Genomic DNA, 21395 nt, shown 5'->3' on the forward strand with positions numbered 1-21395 from the left:
CCCCCGTAACCGTATAATTACGGTATGCTGACCAGAGTTGACCTCAGAAACTGCAGCTGCTGTCCCCGGCAGTGCCATGCCGACCGCGCCGGCTCAAAACTCGGCTTCTGCGAAAGCGGCACCGACTTTTCCATATCCTCCATCTGTTGTCACCACGGCGAGGAGCCGGTTCTGTCGGGAAAACACGGCATCTGCAACATATTTTTCAGTCACTGCAATATGCAGTGCCTCTTCTGCCAGAACTACCAGATAAGCGACAACCGAACCGGCATCGCCGCCGGCAATATGACCCTCGACGATATCACGGCACAGGTCGAGTCAATCCTCTCCGGCGGCGCTATCGGCGTTGGTTTTGTGTCGCCGTCTCACTTTATCCCTCAAATGCGCCAGATAATGAATTCTCTGAACAAAAAGGAGCACAACCCTGTTTACGTTTATAACACAAACGGATATGACAAACCGGAAATGATTGCTTCGATGGAAAGCGAAATCGACGTGTACCTGCCGGACATGAAATACATGGACAACAGTCTCGCCGGGAAATATTCCGCTACACCGGATTACACCGACTTCGCCTGCGCTTCTCTCAAAGAGATGTTCAGGCAGAAGGGCGCCGATTTGGCGCTGAATAAGGACGGCATGGTAACAGCAGGGTTGATAATCAGACATCTCGTGCTCCCCGGACACGTTGACAACAGCAAGAGAGTCCTTCGGTTTATCGCCGAAGAGTTGTCGCCCGATGCTCACGTCTCGCTCATGTCGCAATATTATCCGACTCCACGAGTCGCGAGGCATCCCAATCTCGGGCGTACCCTCTACCAGCACGAGTACGAGGAAGTTCTCGATGAGTTCGAAAACCTGGGTTTCTGGCGCGGGTTCGTCCAGGAGCTCAGTTCGCCGCATCATTACCGGCCCGATTTTTTAAAAGACCATCCGTTTGAAAACTGAAGCAGGGAATTTTTTACAGACCATATCCGGGCCAGGCTCGAATCCGCGTGGAGCCGGACAGAGATATCAAAAAGGATGGAATTATGAAAGATGTGCAAAAAGTATTGAAAAAACTCGAATACGGCGTTTATGTCGTCACGATGGGTAAAGGGACCGAAGGTAACGCTTTTACGGCCAGCTGGGTCACGCAGGTCAGTTCCGATCCGCCGATGGTGGCTGTCGCCGTGCACAACGCGCATCAGTCAAACCCGCTCATAAAGAAAAACAAAGCCTTTGCTATCAACCTGATCGGCGAGGGTCAGGAAGCGGTCGCCAAGACCTATTACGGCCCGGCCGAGTCCGGCTATGAAAAACTGGCCGGGACCAGCGTTACCGACTCGCCCGGCACGAAAACACCGCTTATTCCCGGAGCTATCGGTTATCTTGACTGTTTACTTGTTGACAGCGTCGCTGCCGGTAACCATACTGTCTTTATCGGAAAGGTTAAGGCGGCGTCGCTCGACGACGATGTCACCCGACTGATGAGTACGACTAACAGCAAGTTACACTACACAGGATAACGCGTGAAATTCTACAGGTTTTTACTGCTCGCGATTCTAATATATCCGTTGCCTGGCGCCGTGGGCACAGCGTCGGGCTGTGACGAAACAATCGTGATCGATTCTATCGAGTACCCTGTCGGCGAGAGATGGTGCGGCAAGAAAGTCGACTCCGCAGATCTCGCCGACAAAGACCGTCTGCGTCGTATCCCCGAAAAGTACTGTTTTGAGCAGTCACGTATCTATGTCGATTCCGCCGCGCGAGACGCTTTCGTCAGTATGGCGCAGGCGGCGGAAAAGGACAGTGTCGATCTGACGGTAGACTCCGGTTACCGCTCCGCCGGCTACCAGGCGCGAATTATCTTAAATCGCATGGCGGCGGGGGATAAGTTTCAGGACATTATCCGCTATGTCGCTCCGCCCGGATATTCCGAGCACGAAACCGGACGCGTTGTCGATTTAGTACCCAGCGATCCAAGTTTCGCCCGGACCAAAGCGTTCCAGTGGCTGATGGAAAACGCGAAAGATTTCGGCTTTCACCGGACTTTCGTTAACGACACGACCGGTATGATGCCCTGGGAACCGTGGCACTGGATCTACATAGCCGAGTAGCTCGGTACTAATTTCTGACCCGCCACAGATTGAACGATGCTTTATCGATAACCTCGCCCTTCGGCGTGGTGATCGTCAGTTTGAAGTCGATGCTGTCGGCACTCACCAGATTTATCCGCACCTGATAGAGGTCTTTTTTTCTGTACCTGTCCGCGCGAATACTGCTGCCGTCGACCTCCCCGTAATACAAGGCGTGCTTGCCGAAATTATCCCACACCTCCCACGATACCGAATCGGTCCGGGTGTTGTGCACCAGGTGACCGGAGTCGGAATAGGTGAAGAAATATTTTTCGCCGACCATGGCCGTGCGAAGGAAGTCGCCGAGCGAGTCATACTCAAAGCGCGCCCGGCCCTCCACCGACATCGTCATGCCCGTAACCGGCACGATAAACTCTCCCGTGCCCTCCCAGTCCCCTTCAAGACTGCGAACATCGAATTTCTCTTCGGCCGCCGGGTCGGAACCTCCGACAACGAGCAGCGCGGGCAGGAGGATAGCAAAAAGAACACACGAGTTGATTTTCATAGGTTTTCCCTTACGGTTTATACAAAATATGCCCCCGCACGGCAATTTCAATTAGAACTTCGAGGAGATTTTCGCGCGGATAATCGGCCTCAACATAAAACTCTCCAAAACGCCCGTTTTTGCCTTATAACCCATTGCCATCCAATGCAATATAACCCCGCTTGAGGCGTATTTTTTGTTGCTTTCAAAGTATTTTTCTCTTAGCTTAATCCCCTGATGATACCCGTAATTTTTTAGTAAGGGATTAGAATACAATGGCTTTGGAACGCCAAAAAATAGAGTCGATCTTTCTTGAAGAGGAAATGAAATCCTCCTATCTCGATTACTCCATGTCGGTCATCACCAATCGAGCCTTGCCGGATATTCGCGACGGTCTTAAACCGTCGAATCGGCGCATACTCGTGGCCATGAACGACCTCAACCTCGCCCCCGGCAAGGCGCATCGTAAGTGCGCCAAGATCTCCGGCGATACCTCGGGTAACTATCACCCCCATGGTGAGCAGGTGGTCTATCCGACCCTCGTGCGCATGGCGCAGGATTTCAACATGCGTTATCCGTTGGTTGATGGTCAGGGGAACTTTGGGTCTATCGATGGTGACGGCGCGGCGGCCATGCGTTACACTGAAGCGCGTCTCACCGCGATCGCGATGGAGATGCTGGCTGACCTGGAAAAAGAGACGGTCGGTTTCATGTCGAACTACGATGGTACCCGTCAGGAACCGGTGGTTCTTCCGGGCAAGTTCCCCAACCTGCTTTGCAACGGCACGACCGGTATCGCTGTCGGTATGGCGACGAATATTCCGCCGCACAACCTTAACGAAATCGCCGAGGCGATCGTGAGAGTTGTCGATGACCCCGAATGCACCAACGAGGATCTTATCGAGATAGTCCCCGGTCCCGATTTTCCCACCGGCGGCATTATCAATGGACGGGCGGGTATCCGCCAGGCCTACACCACCGGCAAGGGACATATTCTTGTGAGGGCCAAAGCTGTCGTCGAAAAGATGAGCAACAACAAGGAAGCTATCGTTGTCACCGAGATACCGTTCCAGGTCAACAAGTCGAATCTTTTGGAGAAGATAGCCGACCTGGTGCGCGACAAGCGCATTGAAGGCATCTCCGATCTTCGCGACGAATCCGACCGCGATGGTATGCGCATTGTTATCGAGCTCAAGCGCGACCAGCAGGCCGATATCGTCCTCAACCAGCTTTACAAGCACACAACGATGCAGGGTACTTTTTCGGTCAACCTGCTCGGGTTGGATCACGGTGTACCGAAATCGGTCACGCTCAAAGAGCTTATTCAGCAGTTTATCGACCACCGTCACGATGTCGTTCTTCGCCGGACGCAATTCGATCTGAAGAAGGCCGAAGAGAGAGCGCACATCCTCGAAGGGTACCGCATCGCGCTGGACAATATCGATGCTGTTATCGAATTGATCAAAAAGTCCAAGGACACGCCCACGGCCCATGCCGGCTTGATGAAAACTTTCAAGCTTTCCGACCGTCAGGCGACGGCCATTCTCGAGATGCGTCTGCAGCGCCTCACCGGTCTGGAACGAAAGAAGATTGAAGAAGAATACCGCGAGCTTATCAAAAAGATAAGCGAACTGAAGGCCATTCTCGAATCGAAGGCCCTGCGTATGCAGATCATCAAAGATGAAACGATGGAGCTGGCCAAGAGGTTTGGCGATGACCGCCGGACCGAGATTCAGGACGAGGTCGATGAAATGACGGTCGAGGATTTGATCGCCGAAGAAGAAATGGTTATCACCATTTCGCATCTCGGGTATGTGAAACGTCTGTCGGTCTCGGCCTATCGCAAGCAGCAGCGCGGCGGCAAGGGGGTTATCGGGATCGAGACCAAGGAGGATGATTTCGCCGAACATCTGTTTATCGCCTCCACGCACGATTATATCCTGTTTTTCTCCACCAAGGGACGGTGCTACTGGGTGAAGGTGCACGAGATTCCCACCGGCGGGCGTATGGCCAAGGGCAAGCCGATTGTGAATATGGTCGGCATCGAGAAGGGCGAGAACATCACCGCGTTTTGCAAAGTGCGCACTTTCAGTTCGGATCTTTATATCGCCATGGCCACCCGCAACGGTATGATCAAAAAGACCGCGCTCGACGCGTTCTCCAACCCGCGCAAGGCGGGTGTGAACGCCATGAATCTTCCCGATGATGACGAGCTTATCGAGGCATCGCTCACCGATGGTTCGCATGAGATCGTGCTGGCCACCCGCAAGGGGATGGCGATCCGGTTCCCGGAGGAGAAGGTTCGTCCGATGGGACGCACCGCCTATGGCGTGAAAGGCATCAATCTCGCCAAGGGGGACTACGTTATCGGCATGGTTGTGGTCAAGCGCGACAGCAGTCTTCTGGTCGTCACCGAGAACGGTTACGGCAAGCGGACGTCGATCGATGATTACCGGGTCACCAATCGGGGAGGCAAGGGAGTGATCAACGTGAAAACTTCCGAGCGCAACGGCGAGGTGGTGACTATCAAGGAGGTTCTCGATCAGGACGAGTTGATATTGATCACCAAGAAGGGCATTGCTAATCGTCAGCCCGTGAAGGACATCAAGGTCATTGGCCGCAACACCCAGGGTGTCCGGTTGATTTCGCTCAAGGGTGGCGATCTGGTTATCGATGTTGCCCGGGTGGTGAAGGAAGACGAATAGTTTCATAGATATCTTGAGGGGCAGGAACCTTCCGAGATTCCTGCCTTTTTTTTGCCATTCAAAAGCCCGCCGTATTTGTGGCTTTCGCGTTTGATGAATCAAACGCCTACAATCCCTGCCGGCCCATTTGGGTTGTGCCCGGTGAATCTTCAGATTCACCGGGTCACCCATCACAAATCCTCTTGTTTCGTGCGCGGCAGATGCCCTCATCTGCTCGTGAACCCTCAACAACCGCATATCTGTCATTCTTTTATTCCGATTTGGCTTCGTTTCGTTATTTTTGATGTTAGCGCGAAACACCAACAATTTCGATTCAGTCATTCCGAGCGGAAGCCGGAATCCAGTGGACAAGAACCGAAAGCGGTTCCGCCTCGAAAATCATCCGTATTTTTATATACATCAGCCGGTTACCCCAAATTGGCTTTGTTTCGTTATTTTTCAGGGATCCTAAAATGTGGTGCGGTTGACTCAACCTGTTTATAGGTTGGTGGTTACGGCTTATTGGGGGTGCAATTTCGGTGCACTTTGTCATTTCGCCCGCAGGGAGAAATCCTGCTATTACCGTGCCTATGCTCATGCACAGCCACCAACCTTACACATTTACTCGGAAGTTGTTGTGAAAGTGTTGGGGGGATAGTCAGCGACTGGCTTGCTTCCGATTTCCCGTTGATATGAGCAGCGCATTAGCCTATACTTGAATCATACAGGAATAACCTTTCGGGGAGACCTTGCTCTCGCCTTTGATCGGGTAACCAAGAAGAGATGACTACACCAAAAGCTGGTTCAACCTGCAACCTCTTTTCGCGTGCGTGGTATGACGCTCCTATTAGCGAGTTCCTAAGCGCGACTGAAGATGAAATAATCGGTAAGATGGTCACGCGCGGGGTTTTTGATCTTCGCCAAGAGCAAAGAGATGCTTGGTTGCTTCAAATTAGAATTCTTAAGAGTAGTCTTGTCGATTTAACCGGTTCAATACTGTTGGAATTCAGTATTCCACGACTGGGGAAACGGATAGATGCGGTCCTGCTAGTCGGGCCGGTGGTCTTTGCTGTTGAATTCAAAGTGGGAGCAACCAAGTTCGACCGTTCGGCCGTCGAGCAAGTTTGGGACTACGCTTTAGATCTTAAGAATTTCCATGAGGCCAGTCACGAGGTATCAATTGTACCGGTGTTGGTTGCAACTGAGTCCGACTCAAATACACATCGCTCTTTCGAGGTCGAGCACGATGGTGTCTATAAGCCACTGTTTACCAACGAACTTGAGTTGCGAGAAGTCATCGATATGGTCCTGCAGACTGTTTCCGGAGAAGATATTGAAAGATCTAAATGGGCCAATGCTCCATATCGCCCGACCCCCACAATAATCGAAGCCGCAAGGGCGCTTTATGCGAACCACTCTGTAGAGGCAATAGCTCGCTATGATGCTGGGGCGAAAAACTTGGCCACTACTTCACAGCGTATTGAGGCGTTGGTCGACGAAGCTAAATCGTCGCGGAGGAAGATTATCTGTTTTGTTACGGGTGTGCCTGGTGCAGGTAAGACACTTGTGGGTTTGAATGTTGCCACGCAGCGACGCGACACCCACAAGTCTACACACGCAGTGTTTCTTTCCGGCAACGGTCCTCTGGTAGCGGTTCTGCGTGAAGCGCTGACCAGAGACGAGCTTGAGCGGCTTAAGAAAATCAATATCAAGAAACGAAAAGGTGAGGTTTCCGGTGGTGTGAAGGCCTTCATTCAAAACGTTCATCACTTTCGAGATGAAGCCCTGATAGATCCACGCCCACCTGATGATCACATTGCGATTTTTGATGAAGCACAGCGCGCGTGGGATATGCACAAGACGACTACTTTTATGCGTCAGAAAAAGAATCGCGCAGGGTTCAATCAATCGGAACCCGAATTTCTTATTTCCTATCTTGATAGACACGAAGATTGGGCAGCTATTATATGTCTGGTCGGCGGAGGACAAGAAATATATACCGGTGAGGCAGGTATACGAATCTGGCTGGAGGCAATAAGAGCACGCTTTCCTCACTGGCACATGTACATTTCCTCTCGACTGACAGATAGCGAGTATGCGGCCGGAGGTATAGTCGATGAAATCGCAGCGGCCGAAAATGGTCACTTTGACGACGAGTTGCACCTAGGCGTCTCCATGCGTTCCTTCCGAGCGGAGAGTGTTTCCGCCTTTGTAAAGGCATTGCTCGATATTGAGATTGACGGCGCGAGACGAATGCTCTATCAATTCGTTGATCGATACCCTATTGCAGTTACAAGAGATCTTGATGCTGCCAAACGATGGATTAAGACTCGTGCCCGGGGAAGTGAGCGATACGGAATGGTAGCGTCGTCTACAGCTCAGCGTCTCAAACCACACGCTATTGATATTCGCGTTGACGTCAATCCAATCCATTGGTTTTTGAGTGGAAAGGAAGACACTCGGTCGAGCTATTACCTTGAGGATGCCGCGACTGAGTTTCAGGTACAAGGGTTAGAGGTTGATTGGGCTTTGGTGACATGGGATGGCGACTTGCGATACTCTAGATCAGGGTGGCATTTCCACGACTTTCGCGGTTCCAAGTGGGTCAATGTAAGAAACGCCGACAGACAAAGATACCTTCGCAATGCCTATCGTGTCCTTCTGACTCGTGCGCGTCAAGGAATGGTGATATTCGTTCCTCATGGGGACGCAGAGGATCCGACGCGCAGCCCGGAGTATTATGATCACACTTTTGAATATTTAACTAGCTTGGGTATTCCCCGCTTGGTGTGATACTGCCTCATGGCCTTTCACTTTGATATTGACTGAGCATGTTGGATGGAGTATTTGTTCATAAGCTATGAAGTTCTGGGTAGGGGTTACAGATAACAACTGGTTTGGCTTTCTGGCTGACCTGAAACCGGATGAAGTCAACTTCTGGAGGCCGAGCGGCAAGACCTTCGGCGTCATAGATACCGGTGCCCCATTTCTCTTTAAACTGCACAGCCCGTTGGATTTTATAGTAGGCGGAGGGTTCTTCGTACGTTCGTACACTCTCCCTCTCACGCTTGCCTGGGATGCATTCCACAGCAAAAACGGCGCCCCAGACATTCAGTCATTGCGCAGTCTCATTCAGGGTCACAGGCCAAATATCGGTTTCAATCCGGAGATAGGATGTATCATACTCAACGAACCGTTCTTTTTCCCTCGCGACCTTTGGATCAAAATTCCTGCCAGTTGGAAATCGAATATTGTGAGTGGCAAGAAGTATAACACGACCGAAACCGATGGCCGCGAGCTCTGGAAGCAGGTCGAGGAAAAGATAATTCAGTTGCGCATTGAGCAGCCCGGCATTGGACAGACCAGCCTCGCGCTTCCGGAAACGCCGGCGTATGGTCAGGAATATCTCACAAGGGCACGTCTCGGGCAGGGCGCATTTCGGATATTGGTGACTGATGCGTACCATCGCAGATGCTCCATAACGGGCGAAAGAACGCTACCCGTTCTGCAGGCCTCACACATCAAACCGCTCTCACAAGAGGGGCCGAATCGCACTGACAATGGTCTTCTGCTGCGATCAGACCTTCATATCCTTTTTGACAAGGGATATATGACTGTTACGCCGGATTATCGCGTGGAAGTCAGTCGTCGCATCAGAGAAGAATTCAATAACGGGAAGCTGTATTATCCTCTTCATGGTAACTTTATACAGAATCTTCCCGATGATCCCGGTGACCATCCCGACAAGGAATTCCTTCGGTGGCATAATGAAGAGGTTTATGTGGGGTAGATTGGTGTCGAAACCTTCGTCTGGCGACGAACCCTGTCGGGCAGGGGATTTCGACCTACAAGATTAATCCCATCGCAAGCGGAAGATTAATTCCGCCGCAAGCGGGTGGGGTGCCGAAGAAGGAAGATTACTCTGACAAGCCGGGGTTGGATTGGATGTCGAGTTTGGCCTGGTCGTAATCGTCGGGGCGGCCAATGTCCATCCAGTAACCATCAAAAGGATATGTCGCGATCCGCTGCTTCTGGTCAAGCAACTTCAACATCAAATGATCAAACCCGAACGGCTCACCATCGGGGACAAACTTCAAAACCTCGCGCGAAAAAACATACACCCCCATCGACACCGTGAAATCATAAACCGGCTTCTCCTCAAAAGCGGTCACCATCCGGTCAGGCCCCGCCTTGATAACACCATAGTCGATTTTGTTCAACCGCCGATGCGTGGCAACAGTCAACACCGCGCCGTTCTTGAGATGATAATCGTAGAGCGTCTTGAAATCCAGATCCGTGAGAATATCGCCGTTAGCCACGATAAAATTATCATCGAGCCTCTTGATCAGTTTCAGCGGCGCGACAGTCGAAAGCGGCTGGTCTTCGAGCGAGTAGGTTATGTTCAGCCCCAACCGTTTGCCATCATCGAGCACCGCCGCGATCAGATGCGCCAGATGGTTGACCGATATGACAACATCGGTAACACCGTGCTTTTTCATCCGTCCCAGAAGAATCTCTATAATCGGTTTGCCGCCCAGCGGGACGAGCGGTTTGGGAATCTCGGTTGTGTAGGGTTGAAGGCGGGTGCCTTTTCCTCCGGCGAGTATGACAGCTTGCATCGCGGTACTGGCGCTCCTCAAAGGTTTCGGTAAGCGGGGCTATCGGGATTATCAATCAAACCGGATTTGATGGCGAACACAAGCTCTTTGATACCATCGGGGACGGTTTTTGTCGTCTCGAAGGCGAGGTCGGTTTTGATCCGCTCGAAATTCACGCGGTAATCGCGCGGGTCCTCATCTCGGTGAACATAGCTGACGAGGTCTTTGGCGTCGGGAAGCTCTTTGAGGATCATTTTAGCCAGCGTCTTTTTCTGATAGTTCTCCGATGTACTACCCACGTTGAACGCTTTCTTGGATACTTTGTCGGAGGCAGCATCGAGAGCGGCGATGACAGCGCGCGCGAGATCGATAGTGTGGCAATAGGGACGCCAGAATTTTTCGCCATAGATTTCGAGCTTCTTGCCGAGGGCGAGGTCGCGGGTGAATTCGTTGACAGTGAGGTCGAAGCGCGGACGGGGCGACAAACCATAGGCCGTGGCGAACCTGAGAATGACCGGCGTGAAGCCTTTCTGGATGAGCTTCATCAGGTACTGTTCGAAACCGACCTTGAGTTCGGCGTAGAGTGAGACCGGGCGAAGCGGACTGGATTCATCGACAAACCCATCGGGGTCATCCATCTTGCCATAATTGCTGCATGTCGAGGCGAAGACAAACCTCTCGACACCTTCTTTGATAGCGAGGCGGGCGAGAAGTTCGGATCCGTCTTTGTTGGTCCTTTCGGCTTCTTCGGGGAATTTCGCGCAGGCCGGGTCGCCGACAACGGCGGCCAGGTGCACGACAGCATCGATATGTTCCAGGGCGGGCTTGAGGTCATCTTGCCGGCAGATGTCGCCGGTGATGAACTCGAATTTGGGGTGGGGCAAATAGGGAATCAGGGAGGCGCCGCCGAACTTGAGTTTATCGATCACGCGTACTTTGTAGCCGCGGTTGAGGAGCAGTCCGGTCAGGACCGAGCCGATATAACCGGCTCCGCCGGTGACGAGTATGGATTTATTGGAATCGGTCATTTGCTACTTTCTTTACTGGCCCACCCAGAGAGTGTGGCACCTCTGTCTGAACCCGCAGTCCCGCCGAGGGCGGGATGGGGCACCTCTCTCTGAACCCATAGCAGGCTGTGGGGCACCCGCACCCGAGCGAGAATTACAGCCCAAAGGGTGGGGCACCACTTGTATGTTGTGTCAGGTCTTGATTTCGCGGAGTGGAATTGTGACCTGACACTTCGACTGTCCAAGCCCGCAGTCCCGCCGAGGGCGGGATGGGGCACCCAATCATAGAAGTTCGGACTGTCAGAGGGTAAACATTGAGACATTTTTCGGATTTATCAAGAAATTATTTGTTGATTGCCAGCAAAATGTGTGCTAAATAGCTGAAAAATATTGAATCAAATCGCCCACTGGCGTATATTATATATATGACAACGTTGGAATCGAAGAACCTGCGTAAATACTATCGCAAACGGGCCGTGGTTGACGAGGTTTCCATTGTTGTTAATCCGGGCGAAGTTGTTGGCCTGCTTGGACCTAACGGGGCCGGCAAGACTACCACTTTTTACATGATTATCGGTTTTATCCGCCCCGATGGCGGCGATGTATTTCTTGGTGACCGCAATTTGAGCCATCTGCCAATGTATCGCCGGGCCACTCTGGGAATTGGTTACCTGGCGCAGGAAGCCTCGGTTTTTCGCAAGATGACGGTGGAAGAGAACATCATGTCGATTCTCCAGTTCCGCAGAATGAAGCGCAAGGAGCGCCGCGAGAGGCTTGAGGAGCTGCTTAATGAACTCGATATCTCCCACCTGCGCAAGAGCAAGGCGTATACCCTTTCGGGCGGGGAGCGTCGACGGGTGGAGATAACGAGGGCGTTGGTGAACGACCCGAAATTCATTCTCCTCGATGAACCGTTTGCGGGGATAGACCCGATCGCGGTGGAGGATATTCAGAAGATTATCGGTCGGTTGGTTGAGCGTGGTTTGGGGGTGCTGATAACCGACCACAATGTGCGCGAGACATTGTCGATCTGCGACCGGGCTTATATCATGTGCGACGGCAAGATACTCAAGGCGGGAACCTCGGAGTTTCTGGCCAATGACGCGGAGGCAAGAAAGATTTATCTGGGGGAAAAATTCAAGCTCAATTAGGTAGCGGCAACTGTTTAATATATGAACGAACTTACTGGTATATATAAACCTACGGCGGCTGTTACCGATACTTGAAAGTAAAGAACGGCAACTTTATTGACCACACGGAAACAGGGACCTTTCGGGAACTAACATGAAATTAGGACTCCAGCTCAGATTAAAGCAAACGCTTGCTCCTCAGCTTATTCAGTCGCTGAAGATGCTTCAGATGCCCATTCTGAAATTGGAGCAGACCATTCGTCACGAGCTGGCGATCAATCCTTTGCTCGAGGAGATCGAAGAGCTCGATCTTGAACAGGAGAAGCCGGAAGAGCAGGAATCCGAGTTCGAGGTTGCCGAAGCCGAGAAAGACAAAGAGAAGGAAGACAAGTTCGAGTGGGAGGAGTTTCTTTTCGATGATGAGGAGGGCTACAAGGTCCGTGAGCAGCGCGAGGAGAGAGACACGCCATTCGAGTCCGCCGGCAACACGGAGCCGAGCCTCTACGCGCACCTTGCCGAACAATTATCACTTCTGAAATTATCCGAAGAAGAGAACCTGATCGGCGAGTATATCATCGGGAATATCTCACCCGAGGGTTATCTCACTATCAGCGTCCCCGAGATGGCGGCCGAGTTGGATCTTGATGCTTCGAAGATCGAAGCGGTGCTGAAGATTATTCAGCGGTTCGATCCGACCGGTGTGGGTGCGCGCGATCTGCGCGAGTCACTCATGCGCCAGCTTGAAGAAAAAGGTCTTGAGGGGAGTCTGGCGTATCGGATTGTCGATGAGCATATTCATGAACTGGATCGCAAATCGATACTTCAGGTCGCCAAGCTGATGAATGTATCGGTGGAGAAGGCGCAGCAGGCGATGAATGTCATCAAGCAGCTTTCTCCGACGCCGACGCACGGGCGGTTCGACAGCGGCGCTATGCCGGTGATACCGGATCTGGTTGTCGAGCGGTATGGTGATGAGTACGTGGTGTTCCACAACGACAGCTACATGCCGAGGCTTCGTATCAACGCCGGCTACAAAGAGCTGATTCGTCGGGGAAACAACTCCAGCAAAGACACCAAGCAGTATATCAAGCAGAAGCTCGAGCAGGCTCGCTGGCTGCTGAACGCCATCAATCAGCGCCGCACCACCATGATCAATGTCATGGAGGCGATTATCGAAGAGCAGAGCGAGTTTTTCGAGCAGGGTCCGGCGTTTCTCAAACCGATGATCATGGAACAGATCGCGCAGAAAGTTAATATGAACGTGGCGACTATCAGCCGCGTTTCGAACGGCAAGTATGTTCAGACGCCGTTTGGTGTCTACGAGATAAAATACTTCTTCAATTCCGGTATATCGATGGCTGATGGTGAGGATATGTCCAAGCGGTCGGTCAAGCAGCGGATCGAGGAGATTATCAAGGCGGAGCCGCCGGATAAGCCGCTGTCGGATCAGGAGATTTACCGGATGCTCAACGGTGAGGGGATTAAGCTCGCGCGCAGGACCGTTACGAAATACCGCGAGGAGCTGAAAATCCAGCCCGCACGATTAAGAAAGCGCGTAGCTGAAACCTGAAGTGTATAAAGGTTAGAGGTAAACGCAGATCGTAAAACCATGGGATGGTGCTTCTGAGGGGACTACGAAATATGGCAGTTAGTTTTGAGGGGGCGCTTACATAAATGTCTTCACACACGTACTATGTTTTACGGGAGGGATACGCAGACCAAATCAAAGCGGGCACAAAGCCGCATCGGATTTCACCAGTTGATATGAGATTTAAGTGCTTCTTTGGAGCTACATTGGCAGTTAACCACAATACAAACATTGCATGGAAAGGAGAACGGCCATGCTAAAGAAAATATCTGCTCGTCATTTTGATCTGACAGATGAAATGAAAGCAACAGCGGAAAGCGAGATGGAGGGGCTGACCCGGTATTTCGAAAATATCATCTCCGCTGAACTGGTTCTCGACACCGAAAGACACCGGCGTCTCGCCGAATTGAAAGTGAAGGTTTATAAGGACGTGCTTACCGGCACGGCCGACACCGATGATATGTACAATTCGATTGCTCAGGCCGTTGACAAAGTAAAGGCCCAGCTCAAAAAGTACAAGGGCAAGCTCAAACACAAAGACCCCGAGCAGATTACGGAAACGATGGAGGTTCTGACCAAACCGACCACCGATGTTGATGGAGTTGACATTTAGACAATAAAGATACACAAGTTCTCAAAAGGCCCGTTTCGCAAGAGACGGGCCTTCTTTTTTTTGTAAAAGCAATGCAAACCGTTGCCTAATCTCAATAAGCTCCCATCACACCTGTTTTGCCGTCAAAACCCTGACATCGTGACCTTTCCTGTTGTAATTCAACAACTTAATGCGGCGACCTGCGAATTCGCCGGAATTGGCACGCTGCATTCTGTATAGGGTCATGTAAAGTACCTATTGGAAAGACTTAATCGAGGTAAACAAAATGGAACGCAATATTGAAATGATGCTTAGCAGCAACTCGGCTCTCTACCTGAGCACCCTTCTGGCGGCGGCGCTGTTCTTTCTGATGGTGGCTATTCGGGAAGTCAAGAAAGAGCATTACGAAGGCTTCATGTATTTCCCGCTGGCTCTGTTTTTCGGCGCCGTTCACGGTTTCGTCCTGTGGTATCTTCCGATTGACAGCCCGATGGCTACGGTGATGGCCAGATTCACGGTCTGGAACTGGGCCATATATATTCTTGCTCCGGCGCTGATCATGCTCTTTATCGTGCTCGGGATTTTCAATTTCCTGAGAATTGACACCCGGAGCGCTATGGTGAAGATATTCTTCGGTCTCACCCTGTTGTGCTACATGTTTATGCTGGGGATGGACTGGGCGCCCGATGTAAAGGGTATCATCACGCTGCTTTACTGCTGGGCGTGGTTTGAAGTTGAAATCGGGATGGCTACTTGAGAGAAGAAGGCCGGCGCTCGCTCAGTTGAGCATGAGCAAAGTAATGCCGCCAACAGTGATAACTGCACCCAGCCAGGCACGTAGAGAGACTTTCTCTTTGTAAAAGAAAATAACGAACGGAATTATCCAGATAGGGGTAGTCGAATTCAGAGTTGCGGCTATCCCTGCTTCTATATACTGCACCGCCACCAGCGACATCCACACCCCCATAAACGGCCCGAACATCGCCCCGCCAAAACTGAACGCCATCGCCTTCGCGTTTTTGACAGCCTTGATTGTATCGGGGATCCTGCCGCGAAGACCGGAGATCAACCAAATAACCGCCATCGCCGCCAGCATCCGGATAAACGCCGCCGGCATTGCCGGGACCGACTCTCCGGCGCTCAGCATGCCATACTTGGCGATGACCAGTCCCGTCCCCTGACCCATCCCGGCGATTATACCGAGAATCACCCCTCTGGCGAGATTACCGGAATCCGGGTGCCCCTGCTGTACATAGTTGCTGCTACGGTTCTTTCTTTCGAGCACCACCCAACTGATACCGAATATTGTCAGGGCGATACCCAGAAGGTCGTAGGGCCCGAGTTTTTCGCCCAACCAGAGCCAACCCAGTATAGTCGCGAAGATTGGCGCGCTGGAGTAGATGAGCATCATCAGGCGCGGGCCAATCATGACCATCGCCTTGAACCCGGCGCCATCGCCGATGACCAGTCCCACCACACCGGAGAGCCCCAGCCAGAAATATTGTTGTGAGGTCAGATTGGCGGGGAGGATTCTTCCGGTGGTGATGAGCAGGGCGACGCAGTAGATGGTGACCGCCATGATGAGGCGTATTTTGTTTACGTTGAACGAGCCGATAATCCGCCCGGCCTGGGTGAAGAAGATCGATGTAAAGGCCCAGCAGATGGCGGTGGTGATGGCCGCTATTTCGCCGAGGAATTCCATTGAGGCGGAATATAGGGGGCGCGGCTCACAGCGTCAACGGGAGTTTGCGGGGGGGGATGTAGAGAGTCGAGTTTACGCCTTGCTACGCTCGTCCGGAACGCCGATTTACCGGGGCTACCCAACCATGGGATTGCCGCGCTCCCTTAGGTCGCTCGCAATGACGCAAAAGGATGCTTTATCAACAAACCCCAAGCTGTGGGGCACCCAGGCTAGTGTATGGGGTTGCCAGCCTTGGTCCGGAACAAATGATACATGGAGTTGTTCAGTCCATATATATGCGCGACATTCTCCCCGAAGTCATTGGTCTTTGCTGGTTGACCGGAAATCACTGGCCTTCCGGGAGCCGCCGGGTCGCGATAGCCGCAACGAGGTCAACTAACAAGGAGATAATGATTTGAAGTTACGCAAAGAAGAGATGCCAATGGCCTTGGAATTGCCGGTCGCAAAATTCCGTGTTTCTGAAGCTGAAGACATGGCTATGGCCTATGTTGAGTTGGCGGCTGGTGCGGATGCCACGCCACTGCTTAAGGGTCTACCCGGTGATAAGTGCCAGTGCCCGCATTGGGGCTATATGCTCAAAGGGGCAATTCATGTTCACTATGCTGATGGAACCACGGAAGTCTGCAAAGCGGGTGAGATGTTCTACTGGCCCGCCGGGCACACCGTTCGGGTTGACGAAGATACCGCCTTCGTTGAATTTAGTCCAAGACTGGAGCTGAAGCATGTCTACGATCACATCGGTAAGAAACTAACAGCGGCGTCTTGACGAGCTGACATTTTGAGGAAAGCCCCCGCATCTGTGGGGGCTTTTTCACATCTGTGCTCGGAAACCCACGCAAAGGGTGGGGCATTCGGCCGTCAGAAGAGATGCGGTCAGGTTACAATTCCGCTGGCCGAATCAAGACCTGACCGAACAGAATAGTCGAGACCTACAGGAAAAAGGCGGGTTCGAAGACGGGTTCGCCCTACACAGGTCTTGTGCGTCAAGGGGCAGATGAGGATATCTGCCGCGCGCGAAATTAGGGGGAAGCGGGCTAGTGGTCAATGGGAGTTTGGGGGGGGACAGGGCGCGTACAGGATGTCGGGGTCACGTGCTGTCAGGTGTCCTCGCCTGACAGCTACCTTTAATATGTGATTGACAGGCGTGGTGCGATTTTAAATATTAAATCAGAAATTGAAGGTCTAAACTCATCGAAACGAGTAAGGAGTGTGACTCATGCCGAAAGACGACAGTAAACAGCAGGATTCTAACCAGAGCCAGCAGCCAACGCCGCTGCCGCAACAACCGGTCCCCAAGCCCAGTAGAAAGCCAATCATTAGCCAAGAGTGGGCTGAGAAGGGACTAACACCAGACTCGACTGGCAATCGCCCAAGCACCGGCAATCAGAAAGGCAGCGATTCCGGCAAAAAATAGGCCGTGGCACCAGCGCAATTGCTGGGCCTTCTTCTCAGAAACGATCCGTAGCACTGCGATCGACACGCCCAAACCTGCGGCGCAGTAGCCTAGGCACTTATCCCGGTCGTCGTAGTGACCTGCCACTTTGGTCGCGTCTTGTACTGACGCGCCGAACGTGTGCGGGTGTGGCAGCAGCGCACGGAAGGCAGCGAGAATAGCGGCCAAGATGCACATCACGCCGAACGCAACGATCACTAGTTCCGGTTTTCTCACCGATATTTCAGATGCTGCAAGAGACGCCAACCCGACGCCCAAGATTCCCGACCCCGGACCTAAGTAGCGCACCATGCTTTCCGCTTTGGCATCGAGGGTATCAAGGCTCCTATCGGCCATTTCGAACGTGCGGATCGCGTACTCATATACCCATTCATATGAGCGATTGTCAAGTGGTTCAAAGGAGCGCATGAACTCGTCGGCCCGAGCGTAGCGAGGGTCCGCCTCAATCGTCTTTTGGTCTAACGGTTTTAGTAAGCTCATCTGACATGTCCTCTCGTCTGCTCACAAGTAACCTACTGCGATACTGCGCGTCAATCACAAGTGCACAAAACCGGTAACCCACCCGCCGATGGCAGGCGGTGGGGTCCTCTCAATTTGGTACTGACCTGAAACTCGCCCAGGGGGTGTGCCACCCCCGGTCTACTGAGCTCAGGATGATCGGAGTTGATTCAACTTTTCCAGAACTTCCTTTCGAGAGTAGATACTCGGTACACCCGGGCGTCTTCTACGTAAATGTTCCCCAAAGTAACGGGATGCGGTATTCTTGCGCCCGAGGTCCCGATAGCATAGCGCCAATCGATATCGGCAATCATTCACCAGCGATTCCGTCCACCGGGCGCTTTCCCAACAATTCCCATAGCTGCGTCTACGAGAGCCTCGTTGGATCAGGGTTCTGTAAATTTGAATAGCCCGCGCTCTCCTGCCAAGCATTTCAAGAGTTCCCGCGTGGTTCCAGAGAACCAGTGGGCAATTGGGCGTCGTCTTGAGCGCAGCCTTAGAGATCTCGAGCGCCTTAGCATATTTTCGTTGCTCGTAATATGTCAGGGCAAGATTTGTCAACAGCCAGTGGCTATCTGGTTGTTTTCTCAGTAGATCACGGATGATGCCTCTCGCCTCGGGCCACTTCTCGTGCTCTAAGTAGCTGTCCAATAGAGCCGCTCTATCGTCTTTCATTTCCCTCATACCTTTCAAGCCGGTAATCCCTCCGCTTGCGGTCTAATTGCTGCGCCGGGGCAGCTATCATCATACATCTCGGAAATCGTCGCACGTACACCTCCCGCTCTATAGGCGTTACCTCAATGAAGAAGATGAGGAGTAATTTGTCAAGTTTAGGTTGTCGGGTTCGTTTAGTTTGGGTATAGAGGCGGCTGTCTGCTTGTGGGTAAGGATCCAACAGCAATCAGTTGGGTAGCCGTCTCTTTGTGGTGCGAGATTACAGAAGATGGCAGGACCTTTCCGCCTTCGGCGAAAACCCTGCCGGGCCCGCCACAGGCGGATTGGGAAACAGGGGTCACTGCCCTACAAGAAAAAGGCGGGTTCGATTAGGAACCCGCCTGGAGAAGCTATCTGTGCATCTATCAGTTCTCTCAAATAAAGCCGTACAAACGCAACCATCGTCAACCCCATTTAACCACGCTCGTGCGGAAGAATACCCGTAATCTTCCGGTTTACTCACCAATCCAGCTTTGACGGGATTGTTATGGATATAGTTCAGTTTTGTTGAAAACTGAGACTCGCTGTATATAGCTACGTCGTCAAATCGGGCCATCCAGGACTCGCCGGCAAGTTTGAGCACTTCTCTCGACGAGATTGACTTTATGTCTTTCATGACCTGCGTAGCATCGGCCCTCCGCCCTCAACTCTGATAAGCAGATGAAAGTGGCTGGGCATGATCACATATCCGTATAGTCGCGCATCATAGTTGGCGATCAAAGACACGATTGTGTTCAGCAACGCTTGCTGCCTCACTCGTTCTCTGAAGACGGATTTCCAGCCGTCAACCGTGGTGGTCACAAAGAAGACTTTTTGATTTAGCAGAGAGTTTCTTCCCCGCCTGGGCATAGTCTATCCTCATCGGGTGGTGTCAGGTGGGGACACCTGACACCACCGAACCAGTCGTTTCGTGCTGTCGGGTGTCCTCACCTGACAGCTATCGTGGCTCTACTTAACCATCACCATCTTCTTGCTCTCCCCGGTATGCGAGGTTGTCAATGGGCGTCATAGCCGAATGCAGCCGTTTCGTAACTTATCAGGTCTCCAGCCAATGGCGGGTAGGTTTCGACATTTTCCTACATTTGATACTTGTAATAGTACCCAAATGACTCCGACCACAAAGAATCCCTGGCGATAACGCATCTGCCATTCGGATGGACCATGAGTCTGAAATACCGCAAGGCACCGGTAGTCTCGCCCCATGCAATGTACTCAGCCTCATAGACCGAATCCTTCTCGCTCCAAACCACGCTGTCCAGTACAACACCTGCCAACATAGCCCGTATCTGCGCCTCAAGCTCATCCCATTTTGGACAACGATCACAATCGTAGCCAGAATCACCCGATTCCGCCTCAACCATCCTCCTACGATTCTCAGCAATGAAGGATTCTATGCTCGCGATGAACATATAGTCGAACGGGTCCCACAGCTGCGTCAGATCGAGATAGAATTCTCCGTAAGGACGAATCTGATCCGCACCTAGGGAAAGTGGCTCAGAGGCTATAATATCGTTGTACTGGTTCGTGTCAAAACCGAACAGGCGATAGACATTGGCAGCTTTGTCAATGCCGATTCGCAGAGGTATTTCGGAGCGTGGAGTCGGATGGATAAATGTGACAAAAGTATCTATATCCACGAAGACGACGTCCTCAAAAAAAGGCTGATCCACCGTCGCGGAAGCAAAAGTCCTTCGGTTTTCAAACTTCGGGTCAATCGACGAAAGGAATCCCATAACCACCGAGTCAGTGGTCTCGTTGCAGAGTAAGGCCATTGTTACAAAGACAAGTACAAATCTCATTTGAATCCTCCTCGTGTTAGCCGATAGAGCACATCCTCCGTCAGGGACTCTTTGCTCACAATCATTTTAGTTAGCAAATCCTCATGATTACTTGCTTTACTCGCACATTCTTTCTTCGTACCGCTTCCCGCACTCCTTCATCCACATACTTTTCATTAATCGCGCAAGACCCTCGCCAATGCCCGTTTTCTCCCGCGCTTTTCTGTAGTTTAATGCGTGTACCTCGGGGTGCGTTACCATCCAGTATGCGTGCCAAATCTCGTGCATTATTGTCCCCCCTACCCGAGAGATCTCGTCTTTGGCTCCCTTCATTCTAGCCCTCCTGAAAATCTCGTAGATGTCAACCGTCGCATATGAGTCCGTCTGATTGAATTGTTCGTCAAACATTGGCTGATACTGCCCATACCGGTCCCCCCCAAGCTCTCCTCCCGATAAGTAGACGTCGTAAGGCGCAGCATCCACCACTGATACGTACCTAGCAAACTCCTCACCGCATTCGCCTGCCCTTACCATCTGTAACCAATTACTGGTGAACTCGTACCCTGGACTACCCTCTGGTATACGTATGCTATCCCCCTCTATATCCAGATACATCAGAGGAGAGTTCGCGACATACGTGTATGGCGTCAACCCGAAATACATATGACCCAGTCTATCCGCACTCACATACCGCCCCAACTTCGGCTCGTAATACCGGTGCCAATTATAATACAAATCACTCTCACGATCATGATACTGACCCGGGAACCGCAACTCGTTGCTCTGCACCACCTGCTCATCGTAAAGCGACCCAAACGGATAATAATCACTGCTCCACACGATGTCTTTCGCGCCGTCAGTCACCGCCATCGGCGTACCCAGATGATCCAGATGATAATACAGAAACTTGTACACGATCGTACTCCCCGACCCCGGCTGACCCTCAAGCACAACATCGCCCGAACCGCCCCCCGATGACTCCGTCTCCGACCTGTCGACCGGCGTCCCCGGCTGCCCCGGTTTCTCGTCATCAACCACTATATTATACAC

At 52.1% G+C, this 21395-nt stretch carries 19 protein-coding genes; 11 read left to right on the forward strand and 8 right to left on the reverse strand.

The window, feature by feature from the left end; translation table 11 throughout:
• Window positions 1–24: 24 nt before the first annotated feature.
• The 3 genes from AB1483_03220 (at window position 25) to AB1483_03230 (ending at window position 2099) form a co-directional block, all read left to right on the forward strand.
• A complete protein-coding gene (locus AB1483_03220) occupies window positions 25–948 on the forward strand; it encodes a radical SAM protein (GenBank protein ID MEW6411465.1) in 924 nt (307 codons plus the stop codon).
• Between the two features lie 83 nt (window positions 949–1031).
• Window positions 1032–1508, forward strand: coding sequence for a flavin reductase family protein (locus AB1483_03225; GenBank protein ID MEW6411466.1), 477 nt, complete (start codon window positions 1032–1034; stop codon window positions 1506–1508).
• A 3-nt stretch (window positions 1509–1511) separates the two neighbouring features.
• A complete protein-coding gene (locus AB1483_03230) occupies window positions 1512–2099 on the forward strand; it encodes a M15 family metallopeptidase (protein ID MEW6411467.1) in 588 nt (195 codons plus the stop codon).
• Window positions 2100–2106: 7 nt separating this feature from the next.
• Here AB1483_03230 and AB1483_03235 read toward each other — a convergent pair whose 3' ends face one another.
• Window positions 2107–2622, reverse strand: a complete 516-nt coding sequence (locus AB1483_03235; GenBank protein MEW6411468.1) for a hypothetical protein — start codon at window positions 2620–2622, stop codon at window positions 2107–2109.
• Between the two features lie 254 nt (window positions 2623–2876).
• On the opposite strand from AB1483_03235, the gene gyrA reads away from it, so the two are divergent.
• The 3 genes from gyrA (at window position 2877) to AB1483_03250 (ending at window position 9075) form a co-directional block, all read left to right on the forward strand.
• Window positions 2877–5306: a DNA gyrase subunit A gene (gene gyrA / locus AB1483_03240; protein ID MEW6411469.1), complete on the forward strand. Its 2430-nt coding sequence runs from the start codon at window positions 2877–2879 to the stop codon at window positions 5304–5306.
• 762 nt (window positions 5307–6068) lie between these two features.
• Entirely contained in the window at window positions 6069–8078 is a 2010-nt protein-coding gene (locus AB1483_03245) for a DUF2075 domain-containing protein (GenBank protein MEW6411470.1), read from the forward strand.
• Window positions 8079–8145: 67 nt separating this feature from the next.
• Window positions 8146–9075: an HNH endonuclease gene (locus tag AB1483_03250; GenBank protein MEW6411471.1), complete on the forward strand. Its 930-nt coding sequence runs from the start codon at window positions 8146–8148 to the stop codon at window positions 9073–9075.
• 127 nt (window positions 9076–9202) lie between these two features.
• On the opposite strand, the gene AB1483_03255 is transcribed toward AB1483_03250, so the two are convergent.
• Both AB1483_03255 and AB1483_03260 read right to left on the reverse strand, forming a co-directional pair.
• Window positions 9203–9904, reverse strand: coding sequence for a sugar phosphate nucleotidyltransferase (locus AB1483_03255; GenBank protein MEW6411472.1), 702 nt, complete (start codon window positions 9902–9904; stop codon window positions 9203–9205).
• Window positions 9905–9921: 17 nt separating this feature from the next.
• Window positions 9922–10911: an NAD(P)-dependent oxidoreductase gene (locus AB1483_03260; protein MEW6411473.1), complete on the reverse strand. Its 990-nt coding sequence runs from the start codon at window positions 10909–10911 to the stop codon at window positions 9922–9924.
• Between the two features lie 404 nt (window positions 10912–11315).
• Here AB1483_03260 and lptB point away from each other — a divergent pair, with 404 nt between their 5' ends.
• From lptB to AB1483_03280, 4 genes are all read left to right on the forward strand, one after another.
• Window positions 11316–12041: an LPS export ABC transporter ATP-binding protein gene (lptB, locus tag AB1483_03265; protein MEW6411474.1), complete on the forward strand. Its 726-nt coding sequence runs from the start codon at window positions 11316–11318 to the stop codon at window positions 12039–12041.
• Between the two features lie 133 nt (window positions 12042–12174).
• Complete coding sequence (gene rpoN / locus AB1483_03270) at window positions 12175–13590, forward strand: RNA polymerase factor sigma-54 (GenBank protein ID MEW6411475.1); 1416 nt, start codon at window positions 12175–12177, stop codon at window positions 13588–13590.
• A 271-nt stretch (window positions 13591–13861) separates the two neighbouring features.
• The gene (raiA, locus tag AB1483_03275; protein ID MEW6411476.1) at window positions 13862–14221 is read left to right on the forward strand and encodes a ribosome-associated translation inhibitor RaiA; all 360 of its coding nucleotides are present in this window, start codon (window positions 13862–13864) and stop codon (window positions 14219–14221) included.
• A gap of 265 nt (window positions 14222–14486) precedes the next feature.
• Window positions 14487–14957 carry a hypothetical protein gene (locus AB1483_03280; GenBank protein MEW6411477.1) on the forward strand — a complete coding sequence of 157 codons (471 nt, stop codon included), beginning with the start codon at window positions 14487–14489 and terminating at the stop codon, window positions 14955–14957.
• A gap of 21 nt (window positions 14958–14978) precedes the next feature.
• Here the strand turns inward: AB1483_03280 and AB1483_03285 are convergent, their stop codons facing one another.
• A complete protein-coding gene (locus AB1483_03285; protein ID MEW6411478.1) occupies window positions 14979–15902 on the reverse strand; it encodes a DMT family transporter in 924 nt (307 codons plus the stop codon).
• Between the two features lie 394 nt (window positions 15903–16296).
• Between AB1483_03285 and AB1483_03290 the strand changes: the two genes are divergently transcribed.
• A complete protein-coding gene (locus AB1483_03290) occupies window positions 16297–16668 on the forward strand; it encodes a cupin domain-containing protein (protein MEW6411479.1) in 372 nt (123 codons plus the stop codon).
• Window positions 16669–17244: 576 nt separating this feature from the next.
• Here AB1483_03290 and AB1483_03295 read toward each other — a convergent pair.
• The 4 genes from AB1483_03295 to AB1483_03310 form a co-directional block, all read right to left on the reverse strand.
• Window positions 17245–17835, reverse strand: coding sequence for a hypothetical protein (locus tag AB1483_03295; protein ID MEW6411480.1), 591 nt, complete (start codon window positions 17833–17835; stop codon window positions 17245–17247).
• Between the two features lie 168 nt (window positions 17836–18003).
• Complete coding sequence (locus tag AB1483_03300; GenBank protein MEW6411481.1) at window positions 18004–18537, reverse strand: tetratricopeptide repeat protein; 534 nt, start codon at window positions 18535–18537, stop codon at window positions 18004–18006.
• 1106 nt (window positions 18538–19643) lie between these two features.
• Entirely contained in the window at window positions 19644–20366 is a 723-nt protein-coding gene (locus AB1483_03305; GenBank protein ID MEW6411482.1) for a hypothetical protein, read from the reverse strand.
• Window positions 20367–20462: 96 nt separating this feature from the next.
• The coding region (locus AB1483_03310; protein ID MEW6411483.1) for an RHS repeat-associated core domain-containing protein at window positions 20463–21395 on the reverse strand (933 nt) is incomplete at its 5' end.

This window comes from Candidatus Zixiibacteriota bacterium, from assembly GCA_040756055.1.
Lineage (GTDB): Bacteria > Zixibacteria > MSB-5A5 > GN15 > FEB-12.

Bases quoted from the DNA above. Each gene is read 5' to 3' on its own strand.
- AB1483_03220 (MEW6411465.1), top strand. From the start codon at position 25: ATGCTGACCAGAGTTGACCTCAGAAACTGCAGCTGCTGTCCCCGGCAG.
- AB1483_03225 (MEW6411466.1), top strand. From the start codon at position 1,032: ATGAAAGATGTGCAAAAAGTATTGAAAAAACTCGAATACGGCGTTTAT.
- AB1483_03235 (MEW6411468.1), bottom strand. From the start codon at position 2,622: ATGAAAATCAACTCGTGTGTTCTTTTTGCTATCCTCCTGCCCGCGCTG.
- gyrA (MEW6411469.1), top strand. From the start codon at position 2,877: ATGGCTTTGGAACGCCAAAAAATAGAGTCGATCTTTCTTGAAGAGGAA.
- AB1483_03245 (MEW6411470.1), top strand. From the start codon at position 6,069: ATGACTACACCAAAAGCTGGTTCAACCTGCAACCTCTTTTCGCGTGCG.
- AB1483_03250 (MEW6411471.1), top strand. From the start codon at position 8,146: ATGAAGTTCTGGGTAGGGGTTACAGATAACAACTGGTTTGGCTTTCTG.
- AB1483_03255 (MEW6411472.1), bottom strand. From the start codon at position 9,904: ATGCAAGCTGTCATACTCGCCGGAGGAAAAGGCACCCGCCTTCAACCC.
- AB1483_03260 (MEW6411473.1), bottom strand. From the start codon at position 10,911: ATGACCGATTCCAATAAATCCATACTCGTCACCGGCGGAGCCGGTTAT.
- lptB (MEW6411474.1), top strand. From the start codon at position 11,316: ATGACAACGTTGGAATCGAAGAACCTGCGTAAATACTATCGCAAACGG.
- rpoN (MEW6411475.1), top strand. From the start codon at position 12,175: ATGAAATTAGGACTCCAGCTCAGATTAAAGCAAACGCTTGCTCCTCAG.
- raiA (MEW6411476.1), top strand. From the start codon at position 13,862: ATGCTAAAGAAAATATCTGCTCGTCATTTTGATCTGACAGATGAAATG.
- AB1483_03280 (MEW6411477.1), top strand. From the start codon at position 14,487: ATGGAACGCAATATTGAAATGATGCTTAGCAGCAACTCGGCTCTCTAC.
- AB1483_03285 (MEW6411478.1), bottom strand. From the start codon at position 15,902: ATGGAATTCCTCGGCGAAATAGCGGCCATCACCACCGCCATCTGCTGG.
- AB1483_03295 (MEW6411480.1), bottom strand. From the start codon at position 17,835: ATGAGCTTACTAAAACCGTTAGACCAAAAGACGATTGAGGCGGACCCT.
- AB1483_03300 (MEW6411481.1), bottom strand. From the start codon at position 18,537: ATGAGGGAAATGAAAGACGATAGAGCGGCTCTATTGGACAGCTACTTA.
- AB1483_03305 (MEW6411482.1), bottom strand. From the start codon at position 20,366: ATGAGATTTGTACTTGTCTTTGTAACAATGGCCTTACTCTGCAACGAG.